General features: G+C 37.8%; 30 protein-coding genes and 1 pseudogene. 12 read left to right on the top strand and 19 right to left on the bottom strand.

The window, feature by feature from the left end; translation table 11 throughout:
• Positions 1-254: 254 nt before the first annotated feature.
• The 5 genes from IQ228_RS04085 to IQ228_RS04065 all read left to right on the top strand — a co-directional run bounded on the left by IQ228_RS04085 (position 255) and on the right by IQ228_RS04065 (position 4,488).
• Entirely contained in the window at positions 255-1,409 is a 1,155-nt protein-coding gene (locus IQ228_RS04085; protein WP_027401331.1) for a Re/Si-specific NAD(P)(+) transhydrogenase subunit alpha, read from the top strand.
• Positions 1,410-1,553: 144 nt separating this feature from the next.
• On the top strand, positions 1,554-1,847 hold the full coding sequence (locus IQ228_RS04080) for an NAD(P) transhydrogenase subunit alpha (RefSeq protein ID WP_027401330.1): 294 nt from the start codon (positions 1,554-1,556) through the stop codon (positions 1,845-1,847).
• Positions 1,844-3,247, top strand: coding sequence for an NAD(P)(+) transhydrogenase (Re/Si-specific) subunit beta (locus tag IQ228_RS04075; RefSeq protein ID WP_193962216.1), 1,404 nt, complete (start codon positions 1,844-1,846; stop codon positions 3,245-3,247). Before IQ228_RS04080 ends, IQ228_RS04075 begins: the two co-directional genes overlap by 4 nt.
• Before the next feature lie 341 nt (positions 3,248-3,588).
• Positions 3,589-4,020, top strand: coding sequence for a hypothetical protein (locus IQ228_RS04070; protein WP_039199507.1), 432 nt, complete (start codon positions 3,589-3,591; stop codon positions 4,018-4,020).
• A gap of 18 nt (positions 4,021-4,038) precedes the next feature.
• On the top strand, positions 4,039-4,488 hold the full coding sequence (locus IQ228_RS04065) for a hypothetical protein (protein ID WP_052149729.1): 450 nt from the start codon (positions 4,039-4,041) through the stop codon (positions 4,486-4,488).
• 201 nt (positions 4,489-4,689) lie between these two features.
• On the opposite strand, the gene IQ228_RS04060 is transcribed toward IQ228_RS04065, so the two are convergent.
• Positions 4,690-5,487, bottom strand: coding sequence for a hypothetical protein (locus IQ228_RS04060; protein ID WP_193962215.1), 798 nt, complete (start codon positions 5,485-5,487; stop codon positions 4,690-4,692).
• A gap of 194 nt (positions 5,488-5,681) precedes the next feature.
• Here IQ228_RS04060 and IQ228_RS04055 point away from each other — a divergent pair, with 194 nt between their 5' ends.
• A complete protein-coding gene (locus IQ228_RS04055) occupies positions 5,682-6,425 on the top strand; it encodes a hypothetical protein (RefSeq protein WP_193962214.1) in 744 nt (247 codons plus the stop codon).
• On the opposite strand, the gene IQ228_RS04050 is transcribed toward IQ228_RS04055, so the two are convergent.
• From IQ228_RS04050 to IQ228_RS03995, 12 genes are all read right to left on the bottom strand, one after another.
• The gene (locus IQ228_RS04050; RefSeq protein ID WP_193962213.1) at positions 6,399-6,851 is read right to left on the bottom strand and encodes a hypothetical protein; all 453 of its coding nucleotides are present in this window, start codon (positions 6,849-6,851) and stop codon (positions 6,399-6,401) included. The two genes, IQ228_RS04055 and IQ228_RS04050, sit on opposite strands and share 27 nt — an antisense overlap.
• Before the next feature lie 15 nt (positions 6,852-6,866).
• Entirely contained in the window at positions 6,867-7,187 is a 321-nt protein-coding gene (locus IQ228_RS04045) for a type II toxin-antitoxin system RelE/ParE family toxin (protein WP_027401324.1), read from the bottom strand.
• A 5-nt stretch (positions 7,188-7,192) separates the two neighbouring features.
• Positions 7,193-7,441: an addiction module antitoxin gene (locus tag IQ228_RS04040; protein ID WP_027401323.1), complete on the bottom strand. Its 249-nt coding sequence runs from the start codon at positions 7,439-7,441 to the stop codon at positions 7,193-7,195.
• Between the two features lie 48 nt (positions 7,442-7,489).
• Complete coding sequence (locus tag IQ228_RS04035) at positions 7,490-7,699, bottom strand: hypothetical protein (RefSeq protein WP_152540414.1); 210 nt, start codon at positions 7,697-7,699, stop codon at positions 7,490-7,492.
• On the bottom strand, positions 7,684-8,133 hold the full coding sequence (locus IQ228_RS04030; protein WP_027401322.1) for a type II toxin-antitoxin system VapC family toxin: 450 nt from the start codon (positions 8,131-8,133) through the stop codon (positions 7,684-7,686). The genes IQ228_RS04035 and IQ228_RS04030 overlap by 16 nt, the downstream gene beginning before the upstream one ends.
• Before the next feature lie 6 nt (positions 8,134-8,139).
• Positions 8,140-8,469 carry a hypothetical protein gene (locus tag IQ228_RS04025; RefSeq protein WP_027401321.1) on the bottom strand — a complete coding sequence of 110 codons (330 nt, stop codon included), beginning with the start codon at positions 8,467-8,469 and terminating at the stop codon, positions 8,140-8,142.
• A gap of 440 nt (positions 8,470-8,909) precedes the next feature.
• Positions 8,910-9,311, bottom strand: coding sequence for a type II toxin-antitoxin system VapC family toxin (locus IQ228_RS04020; RefSeq protein ID WP_027401320.1), 402 nt, complete (start codon positions 9,309-9,311; stop codon positions 8,910-8,912).
• A gap of 12 nt (positions 9,312-9,323) precedes the next feature.
• Positions 9,324-9,626, bottom strand: coding sequence for a hypothetical protein (locus IQ228_RS04015; RefSeq protein ID WP_035081365.1), 303 nt, complete (start codon positions 9,624-9,626; stop codon positions 9,324-9,326).
• 167 nt (positions 9,627-9,793) lie between these two features.
• Entirely contained in the window at positions 9,794-10,234 is a 441-nt protein-coding gene (locus IQ228_RS04010; protein WP_027401319.1) for a PIN domain-containing protein, read from the bottom strand.
• Positions 10,231-10,521, bottom strand: a complete 291-nt coding sequence (locus tag IQ228_RS04005; protein ID WP_027401318.1) for a hypothetical protein — start codon at positions 10,519-10,521, stop codon at positions 10,231-10,233. The genes IQ228_RS04010 and IQ228_RS04005 overlap by 4 nt, the downstream gene beginning before the upstream one ends.
• Positions 10,522-10,748: 227 nt before the next feature.
• Complete coding sequence (locus IQ228_RS04000) at positions 10,749-11,141, bottom strand: type II toxin-antitoxin system PemK/MazF family toxin (RefSeq protein WP_051424235.1); 393 nt, start codon at positions 11,139-11,141, stop codon at positions 10,749-10,751.
• A complete protein-coding gene (locus tag IQ228_RS03995) occupies positions 11,095-11,874 on the bottom strand; it encodes a hypothetical protein (RefSeq protein ID WP_035081362.1) in 780 nt (259 codons plus the stop codon). The genes IQ228_RS04000 and IQ228_RS03995 overlap by 47 nt, the downstream gene beginning before the upstream one ends.
• Positions 11,875-12,642: 768 nt before the next feature.
• Between IQ228_RS03995 and IQ228_RS03990 the strand changes: the two genes are divergently transcribed.
• Both IQ228_RS03990 and IQ228_RS03985 read left to right on the top strand, forming a co-directional pair.
• On the top strand, positions 12,643-12,894 hold the full coding sequence (locus IQ228_RS03990; protein ID WP_027401316.1) for a type II toxin-antitoxin system Phd/YefM family antitoxin: 252 nt from the start codon (positions 12,643-12,645) through the stop codon (positions 12,892-12,894).
• Complete coding sequence (locus tag IQ228_RS03985) at positions 12,887-13,162, top strand: type II toxin-antitoxin system RelE/ParE family toxin (protein ID WP_027401315.1); 276 nt, start codon at positions 12,887-12,889, stop codon at positions 13,160-13,162. Before IQ228_RS03990 ends, IQ228_RS03985 begins: the two co-directional genes overlap by 8 nt.
• A 109-nt stretch (positions 13,163-13,271) precedes the next feature.
• Here the strand turns inward: IQ228_RS03985 and IQ228_RS03980 are convergent.
• Positions 13,272-13,534: pseudogene (locus IQ228_RS03980) on the bottom strand (WecB/TagA/CpsF family glycosyltransferase); the annotation flags it as partial.
• Positions 13,535-13,979: 445 nt separating this feature from the next.
• Here IQ228_RS03980 and IQ228_RS03975 point away from each other — a divergent pair.
• Complete coding sequence (locus tag IQ228_RS03975; protein WP_190384270.1) at positions 13,980-14,975, top strand: protochlorophyllide reductase; 996 nt, start codon at positions 13,980-13,982, stop codon at positions 14,973-14,975.
• Between the two features lie 61 nt (positions 14,976-15,036).
• On the opposite strand, the gene IQ228_RS03970 is transcribed toward IQ228_RS03975, so the two are convergent.
• Positions 15,037-16,053, bottom strand: a complete 1,017-nt coding sequence (locus IQ228_RS03970; protein ID WP_027401312.1) for a sulfate/molybdate ABC transporter ATP-binding protein — start codon at positions 16,051-16,053, stop codon at positions 15,037-15,039.
• A gap of 205 nt (positions 16,054-16,258) precedes the next feature.
• Between IQ228_RS03970 and ilvA the strand changes: the two genes are divergently transcribed.
• Positions 16,259-17,770 carry a threonine ammonia-lyase, biosynthetic gene (gene ilvA, locus IQ228_RS03965; protein WP_193962212.1) on the top strand — a complete coding sequence of 504 codons (1,512 nt, stop codon included), beginning with the start codon at positions 16,259-16,261 and terminating at the stop codon, positions 17,768-17,770.
• Between the two features lie 40 nt (positions 17,771-17,810).
• Here the strand turns inward: ilvA and IQ228_RS03960 are convergent, their stop codons facing one another.
• Together IQ228_RS03960 and IQ228_RS03955 are read right to left on the bottom strand one after the other, a co-directional pair.
• Positions 17,811-18,272: a pyridoxamine 5'-phosphate oxidase family protein gene (locus IQ228_RS03960; protein ID WP_027401310.1), complete on the bottom strand. Its 462-nt coding sequence runs from the start codon at positions 18,270-18,272 to the stop codon at positions 17,811-17,813.
• Between the two features lie 207 nt (positions 18,273-18,479).
• A complete protein-coding gene (locus IQ228_RS03955) occupies positions 18,480-19,382 on the bottom strand; it encodes an alpha/beta fold hydrolase (RefSeq protein WP_193962211.1) in 903 nt (300 codons plus the stop codon).
• Between the two features lie 98 nt (positions 19,383-19,480).
• Between IQ228_RS03955 and IQ228_RS03950 the strand changes: the two genes are divergently transcribed.
• Together IQ228_RS03950 and IQ228_RS03945 are read left to right on the top strand one after the other, a co-directional pair.
• Positions 19,481-20,347 carry a shikimate dehydrogenase gene (locus IQ228_RS03950; protein ID WP_193962210.1) on the top strand — a complete coding sequence of 289 codons (867 nt, stop codon included), beginning with the start codon at positions 19,481-19,483 and terminating at the stop codon, positions 20,345-20,347.
• Positions 20,307-20,507, top strand: a complete 201-nt coding sequence (locus IQ228_RS03945) for a hypothetical protein (RefSeq protein WP_035081358.1) — start codon at positions 20,307-20,309, stop codon at positions 20,505-20,507. The genes IQ228_RS03950 and IQ228_RS03945 overlap by 41 nt, the downstream gene beginning before the upstream one ends.
• Positions 20,508-20,648: 141 nt before the next feature.
• On the opposite strand, the gene IQ228_RS03940 is transcribed toward IQ228_RS03945, so the two are convergent.
• Positions 20,649-21,098 carry a hypothetical protein gene (locus IQ228_RS03940; protein ID WP_152540413.1) on the bottom strand — a complete coding sequence of 150 codons (450 nt, stop codon included), beginning with the start codon at positions 21,096-21,098 and terminating at the stop codon, positions 20,649-20,651.
• A 109-nt stretch (positions 21,099-21,207) separates the two neighbouring features.
• Complete coding sequence (locus IQ228_RS03935) at positions 21,208-22,575, bottom strand: TerB family tellurite resistance protein (RefSeq protein ID WP_193962209.1); 1,368 nt, start codon at positions 22,573-22,575, stop codon at positions 21,208-21,210.
• Positions 22,576-22,680 lie beyond the last annotated feature (105 nt).

The raw sequence follows: 22,680 nt of genomic DNA, 5'->3' as shown, positions 1-22,680 counted from the left end.
ATATAAAATAATCTGAAGAACAATATACAAAATGTAGATATCGGCATAGGATGTGCGATAACTAATTCTACTTATAGCTATTTTGCAAGGATGATATTTGCATATTGTCAAGTTGAGATTGTGAATAAAGCCCAAGGATAGGAAAAACAAAAAGGTTGAAAGTTCTATCTACAAAGGTAATTCATGGTTAATCATCCCGACAGCTTAATTAATAGTCAAGGGGTGATGTTAAGGATTTATTTCTAGGAGATGGCATGAAAATAGCAGTTGCGAAAGAAATAGAAGTTTGTGAACGGCGTGTAGCTTTAATTCCCGACACCGTAGCCAAATTAGTCAAACAAGGTTTAGAAGTTTTTGTAGAAGCAGGGGCGGGAGAAAAAGCATTTTTTAGCGATGCTGACTATGAAGCAGCAGGTGCTAAAATTATCGGCAATTCTGCTCAATTATGGAGTGAAGCAGATATTTTACTCAAAGTTAGCCCACCCCAAACCAGAGAAGATGGCCGGACAGAAATTGAGTTACTTAAATCCGGTTCTGTATTAATTAGCTTCCTCAATCCTCTGGGAAATCCCGTAATTGCCCAACAATTAGCAAATCGGCAAATTACAGCTTTGAGTATGGAATTAATCCCCCGTACCACCAGAGCGCAAAGCATGGATGCCTTGTCTTCCCAGGCTTCTCTGGCGGGCTATAAAGCCGTATTGATTGCGGCGGCGGCATTACCGAAATATTTTCCCATGTTGACGACTGCGGCAGGGACAATAGCCCCCGCCAAAGTATTTATTATGGGGGCAGGTGTGGCAGGATTGCAAGCGATCGCCACCGCAAGAAGGCTAGGAGCAGTAGTAGAAGCCTTTGACATCCGCCCAGCCGTCAAAGAAGAAGTGCAAAGCTTAGGGGCGAAATTCGTCGAAGTCAAACTCGAAGAAGAAACCGTCGCAGCCGGTGGTTACGCCAAAGAAATTTCGGAGGACAGTAAAAAGCGTACCCAAGAACTAGTAGCCAGCCACGTCAAAAACTCCGATATCGTCATTACCACCGCCCAAGTACCAGGAAGACAAGCCCCCAGGCTGGTGACAGAAGAAATGGTAGCGCAAATGAAACCCGGTTCAGTAATAGTAGACTTAGCCGCAGAACAAGGTGGAAACTGCGCTTGTACAGAAGCAGGTAAAGATATTATTTGGAACGGGGTAACAATTATCGGACCAATTAATTTACCCTCATCCATGCCAGTACACGCCAGCCAACTGTATGCAAAGAACGTTACTTCATTAATGCAACTGTTGATTAAAGACAAAGCCTTAGAAATCAACTTTAGTGACGATATCGTTGACGCTGCTTGTGTGACTCATGGTGGGGAAATTAGAAACCAACGAGTTAAGGATGCTTTGCAAGCGGTAGCGGTTTAGGTTACATCAATGAAAATCACGGAATAACGAACCACAGAGGCACAGAGTTCACAGAGAAATACGAGTTTTAGAGAGTTCTTGCGTATCCTATCTTTCTTTCCTTTGCGCCTTTGCGTGAGCCTTATTCTTTAATCCAAAAATCACATGACACAAGCATTACTTCCAGCCTTATTTGTACTCGTCTTAGCCTCCTTTATCGGCTTTGAAGTCATTAACAAAATTCCCCCCACATTACACACCCCGTTAATGTCCGGTTCAAACGCCATTTCCGGGATTTCCGTAATTGGTGCAATCCTGGCTGCTGGGGAAAGAAACACGAATTTATCAGTCATTCTCGGTTTAATCGCCGTAATTTTGGCAATGGTTAACGTTGTCGGCGGTTTTTTAGTTACTGACAGAATGCTGCAAATGTTTAAAAAAAAGGAAATTAAAGCATGAGCGATTTTTTACCAACTGGGATTCAGCTAACTTACTTAGTCGCTGCATCATTATTTATCCTGGGTTTGAAAAAACTCGGTTCTCCTGCTAGTGCTAGAAACGGTAATCTTGTCGCTGCGGTGGGGATGCTATTAGCAATTGTCGCCACAATGCTAGATCAGCACGTATTAAATTACGAGATGATTTTGGTAGGCTTGGCTATTGGTTCGGTAATTGGTGCTGTTATTGCTTACAAAGTGCAAATGACGGAAATGCCCCAAATGGTGGGTTTACTCAACGGTTTGGGTGGTGCTTCTTCTGCACTTATCGCTGTGGCTGAATTTTGGCGGTTATTAGATAGTTCACAGCCTATCCCCCTCGATGTCAACATATCTATGTTATTGGATGTGTTAATTGGTGGCGTGACTTTAACAGGTAGTTTTCTCGCTTTTGCCAAATTGCAAGGTTTAATTAGCGGTACTCCCATTACTTTTCCTTTGCAGCAACCTTTTAACATCCTGCTTTTAGGTTCTTATTTAGCGGGAAGTGCCTATTTAATCAGGACACCAGATAGCCTCCCCGTATTTTTAGCTGTGGTGGCTGTTTCTTTGGTGTTGGGTGTGATGTTCGTCCTCCCCATTGGTGGGGGTGATATGCCGGTTGTTATCTCCCTGTTAAACTCTCTCTCCGGTGTGGCTGCGGCTGCGGCTGGGTTTGTGGTGATGAACAATATGTTAATCATCGCCGGTGCTTTGGTGGGGGCTTCTGGTTTAATCCTGACGGAAATTATGTGTAAGGCTATGAACCGTTCTTTGTTCAGTGTCTTATTTAGTGCTTTTGGTTCTGTTTCTACTGCTACTGGTGGTGCTGCTGCTGGTGCTAGTAATCAACCTGTTCGCAGTATTGATGCAGAAGAAGGGGCGATGATGTTGGGTTATGCCCGTTCTGTGGTGATTGTACCAGGATACGGTATGGCGGTTGCTCAAGCACAGCATAGCGTCCGGGAGTTGGCTGATCAATTAGAGCGCATGGGTGTGGATGTGAAATATGCGATACATCCGGTGGCGGGGAGAATGCCGGGACACATGAATGTGTTATTGGCGGAAGCTAATGTGTCCTATACGCAGTTGTATGATATGGAGGATATTAATCCCCAGTTTGAACAGGCTGATGTGGCATTGGTGATTGGTGCTAATGATGTGGTCAATCCGGCGGCGCGTAGTGATAAGAATAGTCCTATTTATGGGATGCCGATTTTGGAGGTTGATCGCGCAAAGCAAACTATTGTGATTAAGCGCGGTATGAGTGCTGGTTTTGCTGGTGTTGATAATGAGTTGTTTTATAAGGCTAAAACGACGATGTTGTTTGGTAGTGCTAAGGATATGGTCGCTAAGTTGGTTAGTGAGGTGAAGCAACTTTAGGTTATAGTATAGGGGTGTAGTTTATTGCTATGCCCTTACTTTGGAACTTTTCAGTAAGACTATTAAAATACTTGCTACTACTTAAACATCTAGCAAGAAGAACAAATAAAATATAAAAAAGTTGCTTGAGATTTGCTGTTGTATAACTATTGGAAATTATTTCCAGATTGCCCAGTAGTTATAAGGTTGCCAATCGTATGAAGGATTTAAACAAGGAAGTAGATAAAGCATTAAATGAGAGAGAATTTGTTTGGAATTATCCAGGGTTGGAAAATCTCAATAGTTATTTTGGCTCTCTTCTAAGTTGATTGATTGATTGATAATTTAGCTAGGAGATTCTGATGACACCAAAATTTCAACAAGAAAAACAAGCTATAGAAAATACATCCGTAGATTATCTAATTTCTTCTGGCTTAGATAAGCGTGATTCTGGTCTAAATGAGTCATCTTTAAAAGTTTATCTATCCGAATCTCAAGAAAAGAAGGTTGAAGAATATTGTAAGATATTTGGTGTGTCTGTGCGAACAATGCTAAACTCTTGTATAAACTACATCATTTTTTTATCTGAAAAAAAAGGTGTTGAAGTTAAGGATTTACAATATTATCCTGAAAGTTTAGGGTCTAGTATTCATAAACTTATACTTAATGCTGAAACATTAAACAAACTTAATAAATTAGGTGTGAAAGAGGTAGAAGAAGCAAGCAAATATGCTGTTGCTGGGATTGAAGTTTTATATGACAAGAATTTAAATATTAGTCAAGAAAATGTTTAGTCTTGAGGAAAAATAAAAGTGTATAGCGATCCGACAACCTACTACCTGATAAAAGGTATTCTTGAAGCTGAAAACGATTCTAAGCAGAAGCTTGGACAGAGATTTGCAGATTGTCTTCAACTAACACCAGGTCCAGGAGGATCAGACGACGGTATTGATGGTTCAACTTTCTTTGAAGGTAAAAAAATTCACTTTCAATCTAAATTAAGCAGAAAACCTTTAGATAAAGATGAAGCGCGAAAATATTACTCAGATATCAAATATCATAGAGCAGATGTAAGCATTATGTTGTCTGGAGTTGGGTATAAAGATACATTTACAGATCGCCTTTATGGACATCCAGATATTGGGCTAATTAGGATTCATTTATTAACGCTACAGGATTTATTTGAAAAAACGGAAGCGTTTTACAATGCTTTGAAAGACCTTCCACCTCTTGAAAAACTAGAAGGTATTGTAAAATCATAGGATAAGACTACTATGTTGTTTGGTAGTGCTAAGGATATGGTGGCTAAGTTGGTTAGTGAGGTGAAGCAACTTTAGGTTAATTTTAGGGGTGTAGTTTGTTGACTATGCCCTTTTTTCTCACGCAGAGGCGCAGAGATACAGAGAGGTTTGTTTAGCGCAAAGACGCTAAGGAGCAAAGGCGCAAAGATGAAGAGAGTTTATTTACTTTAATTTGGATAATTTAGGAAAATTCTCAGGAAGTCCAATTCCATCGTAAAAATACGATTGATCAGAAATTTGCTTCTCCATATTATTAAAACAATCTTGAATTACAGCATCTTGATCATCACTATATAATTCTCCTATTTGTTGAGCAACTTCATAAGTAATTGCTTTTTCTTGAATCCAGGAGGGTATTGCCCAATCATCAAATCCATCTTCTTTAGCTTTTATATAAGCCGCATATAGATTTGGCATTTCCTCTCTATGTTTTTCTAGGTAATCAAATGTAGGACACCATAAAGTAATAAGTTCAGTATTAAAATATCTCTGAAATGCAGGTTCATAATCATCATAGGATTTTGAACAATCCAAATCTTCCCACCAGAGTACATGACTTATTATATAAAAAGTTTCATTTTCCTCACTTTCATATTGATCATCATCATCCTCATCCTCCGTTTTCGGTTTAACTACCCCTTCAGGTTTCATCCAAATTGATGAACAATAATAGTTACACATCTCACCTGGGTTGACAGCCTCAAAACAAATTAATGCTCCTGTATATTCCTCACATAATCTTGCAAATAAAAGTGAGTCATAAGTATCAAAAAAACCCTCTTCCCACTCTATACCATAACGCCCATAAGCATCTGAATCGAAAAAAATAGAATTGCCTTTTATTTTTATGTTATAAACCCCTGTAGTTTCCCCCTCATTTGTAATTTGCAAAATTAACTCTTTGACTTTTTCCGGTTCAGTTGTGACAACTTCCGCTTTAGACCACCAACCTACACCCATATTAACTCCTGATTATTTTTCTTTAATTGGAAATACTAGAACATTTATACTATAGTCGTTTTTACTTGTCAAGTGTCATGATCTAGGTAATATCAAATGGTTATAATAAGTTTTTTTGCTTGACACTATAGTTTACTTGTACTACAATATATTTTACTTGTCAAATATCTTTATCTCAGGAGTATTACATAATTATGGACAGTCAACAATTATTAAATGATGAACTTTTAGAAAAAAGAATTGAGAAATTTTATGGATATGGTAATTATGAAGGAAAATATTGGTTTATTGGTATGGAAGAAGCAGGAGATGGAAGCTTTAAAGATACTGATCAAAGAATCAATTTATGGGGAAAAAGGGAGCAGAGAGAAATAGACGATATTGCTGAATATCATATAGAGATGGGATGGCCGCAAGGTTTTCAAACAGGTGCAAAATTGGATGTACCAGTATGGAGGGCAATAATGCGTATGGTATTAACTGCTAAAGGAAAAGAGAATATTAATAAAGAGGATATTCGTGACTATCAAATAAAGGAATTAGGTAGGAAAAATAAAGAAACTTGTTTATTAGAATTATTGCCTTTACCTTCACCATCTATTAATAATTGGATATATGCTAAACATTCTAAACTTCCTTTTTTATCAGATAGAGATACTTATACAAAGTATTGTCTTGAAAAACGAATGAATCATATTAGTCAAAGAATCACAGAACATCAACCTAAAGCCGTTGTGTTCTACGGTATGGGATATGAATATTATTGGAGACAAATAACAGATGTTGAATTTATAAAACCTTCAGAAGATTCTCTAGAAGATTTCTTTATTGGTAGCAATAGTCAAACTGTGTTTGTAATGGCTAAATTTCCTAGAGCTATACGTAATGAATACTACCATAATATTGGTAAATCAATAGCTGCTAAACTGGTAGAATAATGTTTTTATCTCTCTTCTCTTCTTTCTTAACTTCGCGCTCTTCGCTTCTTCGTGGTTTGTTAAAAAAGGATATTGGGAAGTTGAGAGAGTGCGATCGCTATTTGGGGAGTTGAGGGGGTGCGATCGCTGTTTGGGGATTTGAAGGGATGCGATCGCTGTTTGGGAAGTTGGAGGGGTGCGATAGCGCAAGCGCTGCTGCAAGCAGTTCGCTGTTTGGGGAGTTGGGGGGATGCGATAGCGCAAGCGCTGCTGCAAGCAGTTCGCTGTTTGGGGAGTTGAGGGGGTGCGATAGCGTAAGCGCTGACTTGTCAGTTCGCTGTTTGGGGGGTTGAAGGGTGCGATAGCGAAGCGCTCCGTAGGAATCGCTGTTTGGGGAAGTTGGAGGAGTGCGATCGCTGTTAGGAGGTTGAGAGAGTGCGATCGCATAGCTGATGACTATAGCTATTCTTCTTCTGCTAAAATCTGTGAAATATCCCGTGCAGAATGAATTAACCGAACAATTTCAATATACTCATCCCCTTCTAAATAAAAAATTAGATGCTTTTCAAATCCTCTAACTCCCCACTTCCGCAAACCAACTAAACGCGGATTTTTAACATTATAAACACTACCAATACCAGGTAGTTGTGCTAATTGTGAAAAAGTCTGCCTCGTAGCATCAAAAAAACTCAATGCTGCATCAAAATTACTGTCAGCAATATAAGCAAACTGTTCATCAAGGTCAACACTAGCCTTTGGTCTAATTACAATTCGTCTAGTCATTGCTATTACTTGCGGAGTCTCTCAAGAAGCTGAGTGCGTTTTTGTTGCCACCACTCATCCGTAATTTCAATCGCTTCACCACTATCTAAGCCTTCTAATAGCAATGTTTCTATTCGGGATTGTGCCACTTTTTCTAAATCTTGACGAATCAAATGTCGAATATATTCGCTTGTGGTACTGTAGCCACATTTTGCAACCTGTTCATTGATAAAGTCCCGCATGGAATCGGGAAGAGAAATATTTACTGTAGTCATAGCTAATAAGTCTTTATATTTCTGATTCTTTAATTATGGCAAATATTGTCAATTTTTGTCAAATGTTTTGTAGGGATGTGGGTGCGTAAGCGTTGCGCTGCTGCAAGCAGTTCGCTGTTTGGGAAGTTGAGGAGGTGCGATCGCGTGTGATCGCTGTTTGGGGGGTTGAAGGGTGCGATAGCGAAGCGCTCCGTAGGAATCGCTGTTTGGGGAAGTTGGAGGAGTGCGATCGCTCTCACCGTTTAAATTTCTTGCCATTCTCTAGCATCAATAAAAAGAGAAAGATGCTTTTTATTACTTGTGGCAATAATTACCTCATTTCCATAATTAGCAACTAAAATAGATTGAGCAGCTAAAATAACATCACCATCTAAAGCCTTATTATCTGCTGTAGATTTACCTTTATTTCTCACCTCAGCCCATAATTCTGCTGCTTTTAACATTACTTCTGTGGTAATAGGAAGATAAATAATTTCTGATTTAAGTTGATTCAGTTTTCTAATTCCTGATAACTTATTTGCTCTTAATAATTCCCGTCTAATTTCATAATCTATAATTTCTGGTAAAATGACTTCATAACCTCTTTCAAAAAGACTATAAAACCATTCTTGACATTGCACAGATAGAGGATTTCCTTTAGGATTAGTAATTAATCCCACAGGTGCAGAATCTAAAATAATAACCTTACTCATTGTATTTTAAATTGAAATACCATTCATTGATTCAATAATTTCTAAAGTTTCTTGTTGTTCTTGTTGATCATCTGATTCATTCCATGACTCGAATAATCTTTTAATATTGGTTTTTCTATGTTCTTTTTTAATTGCATCACTTTCATCAATTTCCTTAATAGAATTTTCCCAGTTCTTTAAAGATGTCTGTTTCATCGTCACACTTTGACGAAATAACCGGACAATTTGTAGTAATTCTGGTATATATTCTTCTGGAGTATGTTCAATTTCTACTAATAAATCATTGCGGGGTTTTGCTGATGATTTAGCTGTAATGGATTGGTGATTGTTAATCATAAAATTCTAGATTTGATTATTTTTACATATTACCAGTATATCGGATCAGAATAAGCAATGTTTGAAATTTATAAAATGTGATAACTGCTGTTTGGGAAGTTGAAGGGTGCGATAGCGCAAGCACTGACTTGTCAGTTCGCTGTTTGGGGAAGTTGAAGGGGTGCGATAGCGAAGCGCTCCGCAGGAATCGCTTTTGGGAAGTTGAGGGAGTGCGATCTCTCTTTCTCTGTGTCCTCTGTGTCTCTGTGGTTCGTTAAAAAAGGATGTTTGGGAAGTTGGAGGGGGTGCGATCGCTCTTTCTCTGTGTCTCTGTGGTTCGTTAAAAAAAGAATGTTTGGGAAGTTGAGGGGATGCGATAGCGCAAGCGCTGCTGCAAGCAGTTCGCTGTTTGGGAGTTGAGGGGATGCGATAGCGTAGCTTACCGAAGTTATTGCTATTTACTAAATCTCCCAATCTTCTAATTTTAAATTATCAATTCTACTAAATTCTCTAGTATTGTGAGTAATTAAAGTTAAATTATTAGCCATTGCAATAGCAGCAATATGTAAATCATTATTACCGATAGGAGTACCTTTAGCAGCCAATTTACTACGAATTTCGCCATAAATTAAAGCACATTGATCATCAAAATACAAAGAAACAAACCTCCCTAAAAATTCCTGCTGCTTTTGCAGAGTTTTTGCAGGATTATGAGTTCTCATTGCACCATAAAATAACTCAGCTTTGACAATAGAACAAACGACTATATCTATATCGGATAAATCTTGAAGACGCTGAATAATCTTTTCTGATCTTTGATTAAGATATTGAATACAAACATTACTATCTAATAAATATTTCATCAGTTTGTATTCCTAAGAATTAATCATTTCTTCTAAACTGTTATCTAAGCTATCATCAATTCCTAAATCATCCAGAATAATTGGATCATCAGCACAACTTCCTGCTGTTTGATTAATAAATTCTTGCCAGTTTAATTTGTGTTTTTCTGTGTTTATCGAAGTTGTTGGTTTATTGATCAAATTTTGACGAAATAAACGGATAATTTCTAATATTTCTGGTATGTATTCTTCTGGAGTTTGGGCAATTTCTAATAATAAATCGTTCCAGGGTGTCGTTGAGGATGTTTCTGTGATGAGTTGGTGATTATTAATCATAAAATACTACATTTGATGATTTTTACATATTATCAGTATATCAGATCAGAATTAGCAAGTGTAACTTACCCAAAGTATCGCTGTTTGGGAAGTTGGAGAGGGTGCGATAGCGAAGCGCTCCGCAGGAATCGCCATTTGGGAAGTTTGAGGGGATGCGATCGCCATGATTAAACAATACTACGTGGATCAACAACTACAATATCCGAAAACCGTTTAAAATCATCAACATTAAATGTCAATAAATGTGTAATATTATGAACTACCATAGCCGCAGCTAAACGTGCATCATGCACCTGTTTTCCCATCACTTGATGTTTAATAACCAGAGATTCCCACTTAGTAAAAATTTGTGGTGTATCCAATTCCAATATAAATATCTTTTTAAGTTTTTCGCTTTCTTCTTCAGCTTGAGTGATAGATAAACCTAAGCCATTTTTATCAAGTGGTCTTGTAGCAACAGCCCAAAATTCAATTATATTTTGTGGAATAATACATAAAAAATTACCTTGCTTTTTGAGCGTTAAAATTGCCCTTTGAGTATCAAGGTGCATCGGACTATTTTTTTGTACCAAACGCAGTAAAATATTAGTATCTACCAGATATTTCATAACATTTCATCTTCTCTGGTATAAATACTATCTCTACTAATAGCTGCATCTGAAAGTGGTGGTGCTACAGCAAAAGCAGGACTATTGATTAAATTCATTAGTGCTGTTTCCCAATCTTCATCATCCGTTACTTGAGAAAAAGATTTTTCATCTTGATTTTTCAAACTATCTTCAATTAAAGATTCAAGATAAGATTCAATTGATAAACCTTGTTTATTAGCTTGGGTAATCAGACGATCTTCTATTTCTGGTTTCAATTGTAGCTGTATAGTTTTATATTGTTTCATATTCTTAGATTCTAGTTAATTAATATCAAGTAAAACTTATGATTAACTTGATCTATTAAAAGTATATCAGATTTAAAAACCGATTTAAACACCGAAGGTATCGCTGTTTGGGATGTTGGAGGGGTGCGATAGCGAAGCGCGACCTAGGAATCGCTGTTTGGGGAAGTTGGAGGGATGCGATATTAGTATTTTACTAATTGCTTTTATCCTCAGTCATTACAACACTTTTAATCTTGCTGAGGATAGGGAATTATCATAGATAATATACTAATGACTTCAGTAACAAATTCAACTGAAACTTTTTCAATAAATTCAGCTTTTCTTGCTTTCCAATCAACGCTTTTAAGATGATCTGCTAAAACAACGCCAGTAGTATTTATACCGTCAGGTACAGGAAATTCAAAAGGATAATTTTTTATAGCGCGAGTTATTGGGCAGACTAAGGCAAGACCAAAATCATTATATACCATAGGAGAAATAATTAAAGCACGGCGATGACCAGCTTGTTCATGTCCTACTTGAGGGCTGAAATTTAGCCATACAATGTCGCCGCGCTCCGGCACATATACCTTACTACCAAACTTCGTTACCAATTGCTTCACCCCAGTCACTTTCACCATGAGAATTTAGAGGAGTTATTTTTACTAAGAACTCTTCCAAATTATACCTCTTACATGGTGTTTTTTTCTGCTGGGTAGGATTATTTTCAGAGGTATTAGAAACTATTTGCTCATATTTATCTATTAACTGAGGTAACCGTACACCAACATCAGAATCACTCAATACATTAAGAAGATAACTCTTGAATTGCAAAAACGAATCTTCGTGTTTTTTGCAAACAGCTTGAGAAATGCCAAGTTCAGATAAAGAATATTTTCCTTGAGCCAATAATTCTTGGATATAACCAAACAAAATCAAATCCTGAAGCTTCTCAGGAAGATAGTTCCAGTAATTCTCTACGATTCTGGAGTGAACATAATTAATTTCAGAAACTCTTTCGACAAACTTCTGAAAAGCCATGTCCAAGAATTTTTCTTCAAGTGCGTAACTACGCTTTGATTTATTTTCAGAATCAGGAGCAGGAATACGTTTAGTAAGCTCCTTGATTTGTGAACCTGTAATAACAAGCTGTTCTTGAAGCTCAAACAAAATTATAAATTCTTGAAGAGCCTCAGAGAGCTTATATTTTACCTGATCTATGTTTATGCCTTGACGTTGTGCAATATTTCCAAGAAATTCATAAAATTCAGCATTGGAAGAATCACAGGCTAAACACTGCTCTAAGAATAATTGAGCTTCTTCAAGCCGAAATTCTTCAAAATAACCAGGTTTGATAGCCTCTAGGATACCCATTTGCAACACCTAAGCTTATAAAGCGCATTATATTTTAACTCTACCTTAGCTTCTCTGACGAAAAATAACAAGACCTTTGACTATCAAGATTACTAAATTAACCAGTATAATTAATAACAGCAAGTGATAACACTAATTTTCTGAATGAGTTTGGCTTTATAGCTAACAAACTTCACCGATAGCATACTGTAATTTACTCTGTGAAGAAGTACAGTAAAAACGTAATTAGATGTGAGCAGTCTTTGCTGAAACGTAATGATTTTAGTGATGAGTGCAATACACTGTGTCTCTTTGGTTCGTTAAAAAGAGAAGTTGAGGGGATGCGATCACTGTTTGGGAGTTGAGGGGGTGCGATAGCGAAGCGCGACCTAGGAATCGCTGTTTGGGGAAGTTGAGGAGGTGCGATCGCTCTTTCTCTGTGTCCTCTGTGTCTCTGTGGTTCGTTAAAAAAGGTATGTTGGGGAGTTGAGGGGGTGCGATAGCGAAGCGCGACCTAGGAATCGCTGTTTGGGGAAGTTGAGGAGGTGCGATCGCTCTTTCTCTGTGTCCTCTGTGTCTCTGTGGTTCGTTAAAAAAGGTATGTTGGGGTTTTGAGGGGGTGCGATAGCGCAAGCGCTGACTTGTCAGTTCGCTGTTTGGGGAAGTTGAAGGAGTGCGATAACGAAGCGCGACCTAGGAATCGCGCACAAACTTAAATTTTGTACAATTTGCCAAAAACAAACAAATAATCTATAATCTTATGTAACCCTATAAATTTTATGAGGTGCTATGTCTGTCATTAGTGCAAGTGAAGCGCGTGCTAACTTTCCCGATATTATGAACCGTGCAGAATATCGTGGAGAAAGAATTTTAATTCAGCGTCATGGTAAAGCTGCGGTAGCGATAATTAGTATTGAAGATTTAAAACTATTAGAGGCTATAGAAGATGCTATAGATTCTGCTAAATTGAGACGTGCAATTGAAGAAAATGAAGGATTTACCACCATAGAAGAAATAATAGCAAAACGCCCCAATGAGTGAAAGATATACATTGAGGATTGCGAAAACTGCGGAAAAAGACTTATTAGACTTACAACCAAAACAATATAAACAAGTTGTTTCTAAAATACTATCACTTCAGGGTAATCCTCGTCCTCAAGACTATGCAGCTTTAAAAGGTTATCAAGGAGGTTATCGTATTGATCAGGGTGAATATAGAATTTTGTACACCATTAATGATGATAATAAATTAGTTGATGTTTTTCGGGTTGGTAAACGCAATGATGATGAAGTTTATAAAAATTTGTAACTTCGTTTAGTTGCCTGTTAGCAAAGTTTACCAAAGGTATCGCTGTTTGGGAAGTTGAAGAGGTGCGATCGCTATAGTATAATTATAAAAAAGTCAAAAACTCAAAAACCTACTTAGATGCAAATTTATTTGAGATTTGCTTTAAAGCTAACCACATAAAGGTTGGGATAGTTGTACTGTAGCGATTAAATAGTCTCAATGGTTCTTGAATCAAACGATATAACCACTCACATCCTAAATGACGTATCCAATAAGGCGCTCTTTTATGACTTTCTGCAAAGACAGAAAACGCCCCCCCAAACCAATCATCACAGCCTGAATTTTGTCTTTGTGTTGGTTCATCCATAACTCTTGTTTTGGACATCCTAAAGCCATTAGCATAACATCCCCCCGTCTCTAACAATTCTTCGTGAGTTTTATCACAATTGGCGCGAATATTGATAACGAAACTGAGGTTTTAGAAGGCTTAAAAGCAGGCGATCGCATATTCATATTTATTGACCTACCTAAAACCTAAGAAAAAGAGGATATCCCTGTTCTGTCAGATTGGGATATGCTCAAAATGACTTAATCATTTGATTCTATAGGTATGGGTAAAGCGAAAGCTAAACTATTACATATATATGGTTCTTCTCGTCTTGTCAAGGTCTATTTTTAGCTGTGTTTAGTATATTTAATCCCCGCAAGGGGACTGAAACTTTTATCAAGGATTTAGTGGGGGTTAATAATTTCAATCTCAAGAACCTTTAAAACCATGAGATCATGAGATCATGTAGACTGTTTTGTAATTAAACTATCATCAAAGGAGTCTGAACAAATGGAACAAAATCGTAAGTCAACGGCAATCATTACAGGTGCTTCTTCGGGAGTTGGTTTGCAAGCAGCAAAAGCTCTCGTAGATAAAGGAAACTGGCACGTTATTATGGCTTGTCGTGATTTAATTAAAGCTGAAAAAGCTGCTCAAAGTGTGGGAATCCCCACAAATAGCTACACACTTATGCAAATTGATTTAGGCTCTTTAGAAAGTGTTCGACAATTTGTAAATAATTTCCGAGCCAGTGGCAGAACCGTAGAAGCTTTGGTTTGCAACGCTGCCATTTATATGCCTTTAATTAAAGAACCTTTATTTTCTCCTGAAGGATATGAATTAACCGTTACCACAAATCACTTAGGACATTTTCTCCTCTGTAATTTGATGTTGGCAGATTTGCAAAAATCACCTGCAACTGATAAACGATTGGTAATTTTGGGTACTGTTACCCACAACCCAGATGAATTAGGTGGAAAAATTCCTCCTCGTCCAGATTTGGGTAATTTTGAAGGTTTTGCCGCAGGTTTCCAAAATCCCATTTGCATGATTAACGGTAAGGAATTTGAACCAGTCAAAGCCTACAAAGATAGTAAGGTATGTAATGTTCTGACGATGCGCGAACTACATAACCGGTTTCATGAATCCACTGGAATTACTTTTAGTTCTCTCTATCCTGGTTGTGTGGCAACTACGGCTTTATTCCGCAATCACTATCCTCTATTCCAGAAAATTTTCCCCCTTTTCCAAAAGTATATCACTGGGGGATTTGTGACTGAGGAATTATCAGGAGAGCGGGTGGCAATGGTAGTTGCTGATTCTGAATACAAACAATCTGGTATTTATTGGAGTTGGGGAAATCGTCAAAAAGAAGGTAGAACATCTTTTGTGCAAAAAGTTTCCCCCCAAGCAAGAGATGACGAAAAAGGTAGGCGGATGTGGAATCTTAGCTATGAGTTGGTAGGATTAGGAAAAGAATCTGAAAAAGCAAAATCTCTAATTTAGTCAGTTGTCATTGGTAAGGGGGAAATTTTTCCCCTGTTCCCTCTTGCCTCTTGCCTCTTGCCTAAATTGAATAATAAAGTGGAAAAGATTTCGCATCTTTCGGTTTAACATAAACCTTTTTTTGTGGTTCTAATTTTAATTCATCGAACCGTTCCCGTGTTAAGTGGGCTGTCATCATTTGTCCATCATCTAAGGTTAATTCAACTTGAATTTCCCAGCCTAAATGAATGATTCTGCTGACAATAGCTTGTGCTGTTGTGCCATTACCAACTGTTTCAATGATGATATCTTGGGGACGCAAAAATGTTTCTGGGTTTGTTGATTCAAAACCACTACTTTGGAAGATTTTTGCAGAACTGGGTAATACGTTCACCGGACCGATAAAACTCATCACAAATGCAGATGCGGGATGATCATAAATTTGTGCGGGTGTTCCTACCTGTTCTACTTTGCCTTTATTCATGACGACAATTTCATCAGAAACTTCCATTGCTTCTTCTTGGTCATGGGTGACGAAAACTGTGGTGACATGAACTTCGTCATGGAGACGACGTAACCAAGCTCGTAAGTCTTTACGAACTTTGGCATCAAGCGCTCCAAATGGTTCATCTAATAAGAGGACGTTGGGTTCTACAGCCAATGCTCTAGCTAGGGCTACCCGTTGTCTTTGTCCGCCGGAAAGTTGGGAAGGATAGCGATCGCCTAATCCACCTAATTGTACCAGTTCTAGTAACTGTTCTACTTTTCCCTCAATTTTCTTTTTGGGGGCTTTACGAATTTCTAAGCCAAAGGCGATATTTTTACGGACAGTTAAATGTTTAAATAGGGCATAGTGCTGAAACACAAACCCAATATTTCTTTCTTGGACACTTTGAAAAGTGGCATCTTTGCCCGTTAAAATGATTTTACCTGTATCTGGTATTTCTAAACCAGCAATTAACCGTAACAAGGTAGACTTACCAGATCCCGATGGACCTAGTAAAGCCACCAGCGAACCACTCTGAATTTCCAAGTTTACCTGTTCAACCGCTTGGAAACTACCAAATTGTTTAGAGACGTTTTCAACTACTATGCCCACTGGTGCTACACCTCTGCAAATAATCTACGGTTTTTAAGTAGGAATACCGTACTTTATATTTATATCATAAATATTGGCAGTTGTATCATTAAAATTCATGAATTAAGTTCACATTTAACCAAACAGTATTTCATACCCAAAACCATTACCCCAAAGACCCAACAAGCGGTAGAATTAACAACCAACCCCAATCCCCCCCCTTGATATGTATTGCGACTACCTGGTACAAATCCTCACCGCCCGCGTCTATGATGTAGCCCAAGAAACACCATTGGAATATGCCCCAAATCTTTCCAACCGCATTCATAACAAACTCCTCCTCAAACGGGAAGATATGCAATCGGTTTTCTCCTTCAAACTGCGGGGTGCATATAACAAAATGGTCAATCTCACACCAGACCTACTTAAACAGGGTGTCATTGCGGCTTCTGCGGGGAATCATGCCCAAGGTGTGGCTTTAGCTGCCAGTCGTTTAGGAACAAAAGCCATCATTGTTATGCCCGTAATTACGCCCCAGGTGAAAATCAATGCAGTCAAAGCCCGGGGAGGAGAAGTTGTATTACATGGCAATAATTATGATGATGCTTACGCCCATGCGCGACAATTAGAAGCAGAAAAGGGGTTGACTTTTATACATCCATTTGATGATCCTGATGTTATCGCAGGTCAGGGAACAATTGGTATGGAAATCCTCCGCCAATATCAGCAACCTATTCACGCTATTTTTGTGGCTATTGGTGGTGGTGGCTTAATTTCCGGGATTGCAGCTTATGTTAAACGGTTACGTCCCGATATTAAAATTATTGGTGTTGAACCTGTAGATGCTAACGCTATGTATCAATCATTGCAAGCTGGCGAACGGGTACGATTGTCTCAGGTGGGTTTATTTGCGGACGGTGTAGCGGTACGGGAAGTGGGAGAAGAAACCTTTCGCCTATGTCAACAATATGTGGATGAAATTATTTTAGTGGATACAGATGCTACCTGTGCGGCAATTAAAGATGTGTTTGAGGATACTCGCTCTATTTTAGAACCTGCGGGGGCATTAGCGATCGCTGGTGCAAAACTTTATGCAGAACGAGAACAAATTGAAAATCAAACCCTCATCGCCGTTGCTTGTGGTGCTAACATGAATTTTGACCGGTTACGTTTTGTGGCAGAACGGGCAGAATTTGGCGAACGTCGAGAAGCTATTTTTGCAGTTAGAATTCCCGAAGAAAGGGGTAGTTTAAGAAAGTTTTGTGACTGTATTGGTAAACGCAACCTGACAGAATTTAACTATCGCATTGCTAACGCAAAAGAAGCGCATATTTTCGTAGGTGTGCAAATAGAAAATCGTGCTGACGCTGCGAAAATGGTCGAAAATTTTGAATCTCACGGTTTAAAAACCATAGATTTAACAGATGATGAATTAACCAAACTGCATTTACGTCACATGGTAGGGGGACATTCTCCTTTAGCAGAAAATGAACTCCTTTATCGTTTTGAATTTTCCGAACGTCCAGGGGCATTAATGCAGTTTGTAACTTCTATGTCTCCTGATTGGAACATTAGTTTATTTCATTATCGCAATAATGGTGCAGACTATGGGCGGATTGTGGTAGGGATGCAAGTTCCTCCCCATGAAACAGCAGAATGGCAATCATTTTTAGATAATCTTGGTTATCACTATTGGAATGAAAGTGATAATCCGGCATATAAGTTATTTTTAGGATGATTTTGATATATTCCCGACTTCTTCAAGAAGTCGGGGATATTTAACGATGTGAGAGTTCCAAAAAACTAATAGTTTGCGGCATAAAACTAGATGAACTTTCCCAATAATCTACTTTATTAACTTTTATTTTTAATAAAGCAATATTGGGTTCATCTATGCCTTTAGGAAACCAAATTTCTAATCCTGGCTGCCATTTTGATTGAATTTCCTGACGTTCTCTTGTTAACTGGGCTGTTCCTAATATGGAAACAAATCGTTCTTGATTAGGTGCGGAAAAACTCACATTCACCTGTTGATGATGTTGAATTTCTACGACTTTATGAGAATTAGCTGGGGTAAAAAACCAGAGTGTGGCATCATTATCAATTTCATTCCACATTGACATGGGACGACTATGTAAACTGCCATCATCATCAATTGTGGTTAACATCCCACATTCAAGACCTTCAAGCAATTTACGCAATTCCTGCACTTGTGGTTTTGTGTCTAAAGATTGTGTCATTATTTCTAGAATTCTAGTTTTATAAACATTAGTGATATTTTTAGTGTTAAGGTTTTTCGATTTATATACGTGAGTCTAAAGAGGTAATTATCAAAATCTGTTCTTACCAATTTATGACTAAATAAATACGCCTTAAATAAGATGTCACTTAGATAAAGTCATAATTAGAATATTATGGGTTGGGCATCTTGCCCAACCATTTTATTTTTAACTCAAATTAATTACCCAATCACGTAAATGTGAATTTACTTGTTCAGGAATTTCGTCATGGGGACAATGACCGGCTGTGAGAAAATATTCTGTTAATTGGGGATAATATTCATGAAACTTTTGTGACCGTTCTCGCGCTTTCATCCAAGGATCTGCTTCTCCCCATAATAACAATAAAGGAGAAGTTAATTGTTTGAGTAAGATGTCAACTTTCGGACCTTGAGGACTGCTAAAAACAGAAACAAATACATCTAATGCCCCTTTATCAAAAGCCGGACGCTGAATTTCTGCTACTAATTGATCTGTAATTGCCGTTTTATCAAGATAAACTTTTTCTAATGTGCGGCGAATTACCCACTTTTGGCGGGTATATTGAAATAACAAAGATTGCGCTAAACGTTGTTTAAAAAACCATGTAACAGTTTTTCCTAGAAGTTTTTGCAGAGGATTTATAGAAGGTTGAATTTGATTTTCTGGTTGGGAAAATGGACCTGCACTATTCAGTAATACTACACCTGCCGCACTGTCAGGACGTTGGGAAGCAACGCATAAACAAGCGTAACCACCTAAAGAATTACCTGCTAAAATGGTCTTTTGACCAATGATTTCACTAATAAAATCATGGAGTTGGTCGCACCACAAGTCACCGCTATACTGTAAATTAGGTTTTGCGGAACGCCCAAATCCTAAGAGGTCAATGGCAAATACTTGGAAATCTGCACTCAATTCTGTGATATTCTTGCGCCAATGGTCTGTGGAAGCACCAAAACCATGTACCAATAGCAAGGGTGGACGTTGGGTTTGTGCTGCTCCTGCTTGCACATAGTATACGTTGTGTCCGCGCCATTGCCAATATTGACCAGGAATCGGATTTGTAGAAGGAGTGATACTTGTTTGCATATTGCCAAGAAATATTAAGTTACTGTGAATAATTGTAAATTAAATTATTTAACAACGGACAACTGACCACTAACAACTGACAACTAATAAAAATAAAAATGATTACTGGAAAAACACAACTTTTGGGAGTCATTGGACATCCTGTGTCACATTCTCTGTCACCATTGATGCACAATGCGGCTTTAACTAAACTGGGATTAGATTATGTGTATTTGCCTTTTCCCATTGCACCGGAGAATTTGGAGAGAGCGATCGCCGGGTTTGCTAGTATTGGTATGGTAGGATTTAGCATTACAATTCCCCATAAACAAGCAATATTACCGTTGTTATCCGAAATTTCCCCTATCGCCCAAGCTATCGGTGCAGTGAACACTGTCACTCGTCGAGGTGATAAATGGGTGGGGACAAATACAGACGTGGAAGGATTTATTGCCCCATTACAAACAACATATCATCAAGATTGGAGTCAGAAAAGAGCGGTAATTTTAGGAAATGGTGGTGCAGCGAGGGCTGTTGTTGCTGGTTGTATTCAACTCGGTTTGGCAGAAATTCATGTTGTCGGGCGGAATTTACAGAAATTACAGGCATTTCATCAAAGTTGGCAAAATTCACCCTTTGCAGATAAATTTCAGGTGCATGAATGGACAGAATTACCAAACCTACTTCATCAAGCTAACTTATTAGTAAATACGACCCCTATGGGAATGTATCCCCATATTGAAGAATCGCCATTGAGTAGCCAAGAAATTAGTTATTTGCCTGGTGATGCCATTGTCTATGATTTAATTTACACCCCTAAACCCACAAAATTTTTGCATCTAGCCGAAAAACAAGGAGCAATTATTATTGATGGTTTAGAAATGCTAGTCCAACAGGGTGCAGCAGCCTTAAAAATCTGGTTGCAACAAGATACTGTTCCCGTCAATGAAATGCGTCAAGCATTGCAAAATCACCTGGGGATATAGCAGGAAAATAGATGCTGGTGTGAAATTTGCTATTGCGAATGCAATAGAAAGACATCGTAGGTTAGGAGAATCAATTAGTATTTTGCGAGATGGTAAAGTTGTGACTTTGACAGCAGATGAAATACCACCTCGCAATGTTAACATTAATTTTCCTAATTAATTTTAAAACCTAAAAAGTTGGAAAAAAGTTATAGATATTGAGAACAGGAAAGTTTTTTCACAGAGTAACATAATAGGTTTATTCAAAGAAACATCATTCTAAAACTCCATCCTAAAACTCCATCCAACTTTTTCTGATAATTTAGATATCTGCTCCTTCTGCTAAACCTTCTGCATTTTCACGAGGAACACCAAAATCTATAAGGGTCTGAACATCTTGAATATAGTTACCTTCACCTTTATGAAACCAACCTTTTTTTGTTTTTTGAAATAGTAATTGCCCTGCCCAACCATTTGGATTTTCTCGACTAACAATCAAATAACTAGCTAGTAACCAATCACCACTCATTATTAATGGTGAAACTTTAACCTTGGCACTTTTTCCTAAATAAATACGATCCTTTTTAAAATCTTGAATTAGGTAATTAAAGACCATTCTTTTGATTGGTCTATATTCATCATCAGCAGTACCAGGATTAATAAGTTTTTGGGCAGAAACAGGTGTTATAAAACTCAATTCTATCCCGCCAAACATAACGATTATTAGTGCTAGGATCACACTAAAATTTGATGCAAATTTGTAAAATTTCATAACCATTTCCTTAGTTGTTATATTTGAAATTATCGCACTCAGTGTAGTCTTGTTTTCTTGTTTAAGACTTTCATGAATTTAACCATCATAGACAATAGTGATCGCTTGCTCAATTATGGCTTTCAGGTAGTGCTAAAAAAGGGTTAATTACCCTACGAATTTCTTGAACTTCATCCCATGAAACACCTAACTTATATGCCATACGCTTATGAAGTTCCAATTCTGAAAACTCAGCTTTCCCATCAGCAATAGCAATTTGCCAAGCTACACATAACATAAGACGATGTTTTACTCGCTCATTATCACTTTGACGGCAAGTTTTATCTCGATGTTCTTCATCAAAAAGTATACTGCTTCGGATAATGTCTTCAAAACTCTGACGTTGATGTATAACTTTTCTAATTAAATCTCGCTCTTGTTTTCTAATACCAGAGGTACTCATTAATCTATCTATAGTATCTTCTTCTTCTGGTGCTAAGTGACCATCAACCCAAGCCATTGGCAAAGCCGCTATGATAACTTCTGATACAAATTTACTCATTTTGGCAGCTTCATCCTTATTTTTCCAATTCATCAAACCGCTATAAATCCCTACAGTTGCTAATACTCCCAAACCAATAGGACCAGCAACCGTAAGTAATGCGTATTGGGATGCGCCGACAACAATACCACCTGTGGACATTCCAAAAATGCCTTGTATTGTTGTCAATAAACTAGCATGGACAAATACTGATGAAGCAGCAGTTGAAGCTCCCACACCTGCCACAGTTCCTATAGCTGCACCTGTACTAAAAGAAAGTGCCTCTTTTGTCCAATCATCACTATTATTGTCCTTTAATAAATCAGCAGTAGTATCTAGAGAGTAAGTAACGGACTTATTATTGAAGTACAATTTCAAGCCTTCTAATTCATGATTAACATAGCCTTGAAAAGATTTGTCATTAAAGTTTATTCCCTGTTTATTTCCTTTTTCATAGATTTTCTGACTGGCATTATTAATAGTATCTGTAAGTTTTTGCCAAGACTTTCCGAAAACAGCTTTCAAGTCTTTAATATCAGTTTCTATGTCGCTAATTCCTGCAAAATTTCTCTCTTGCAGCTTGTTTATGTAATAGCCTTTGTTAAGGCTAAAAATTATATCTAAAAGTGACAAAGCTACTACAATAGACAAAGAGGCAGCAATAGGGGTAGTAATAGCACCGATTAAAGGTATACCCGTAAAAGGTATAAGAGAATAAGCCATGAAAGTCAAAATACTGCTGATTACCAGTAGTCCACCCATTAATATTTTGCGTTCTTTAGCAGATGAATCAATATCTGAATATAAAATGAGAATGAGTCGAATATAGGAAGGAATTTTGGGGATACGAGTGATGGTAAAATTTAGAACAGCAGACAGTACAGGAACTAAAAGGGCAAAAATGGTACTGAGGACAGGTAGGACTGTCTGAAGTATAAAAGGAAGAATCACTGGCATAAAAGAGTAGTGAAGATAAAGTAATTAGTTTAGTGAATGCTAAAAACCTTTTATATAAAATACATACTTATAAGCTGTCTCTTATACAAATCTGACGCTGCCGAA

It is taken from the genome of Dolichospermum sp. LEGE 00246 (assembly GCF_015207865.1).
Taxonomy (GTDB): Bacteria; Cyanobacteriota; Cyanobacteriia; order Cyanobacteriales; family Nostocaceae; genus Dolichospermum; species Dolichospermum heterosporum.
This window is presented reverse-complemented; position numbering and strand designations above follow the sequence as displayed.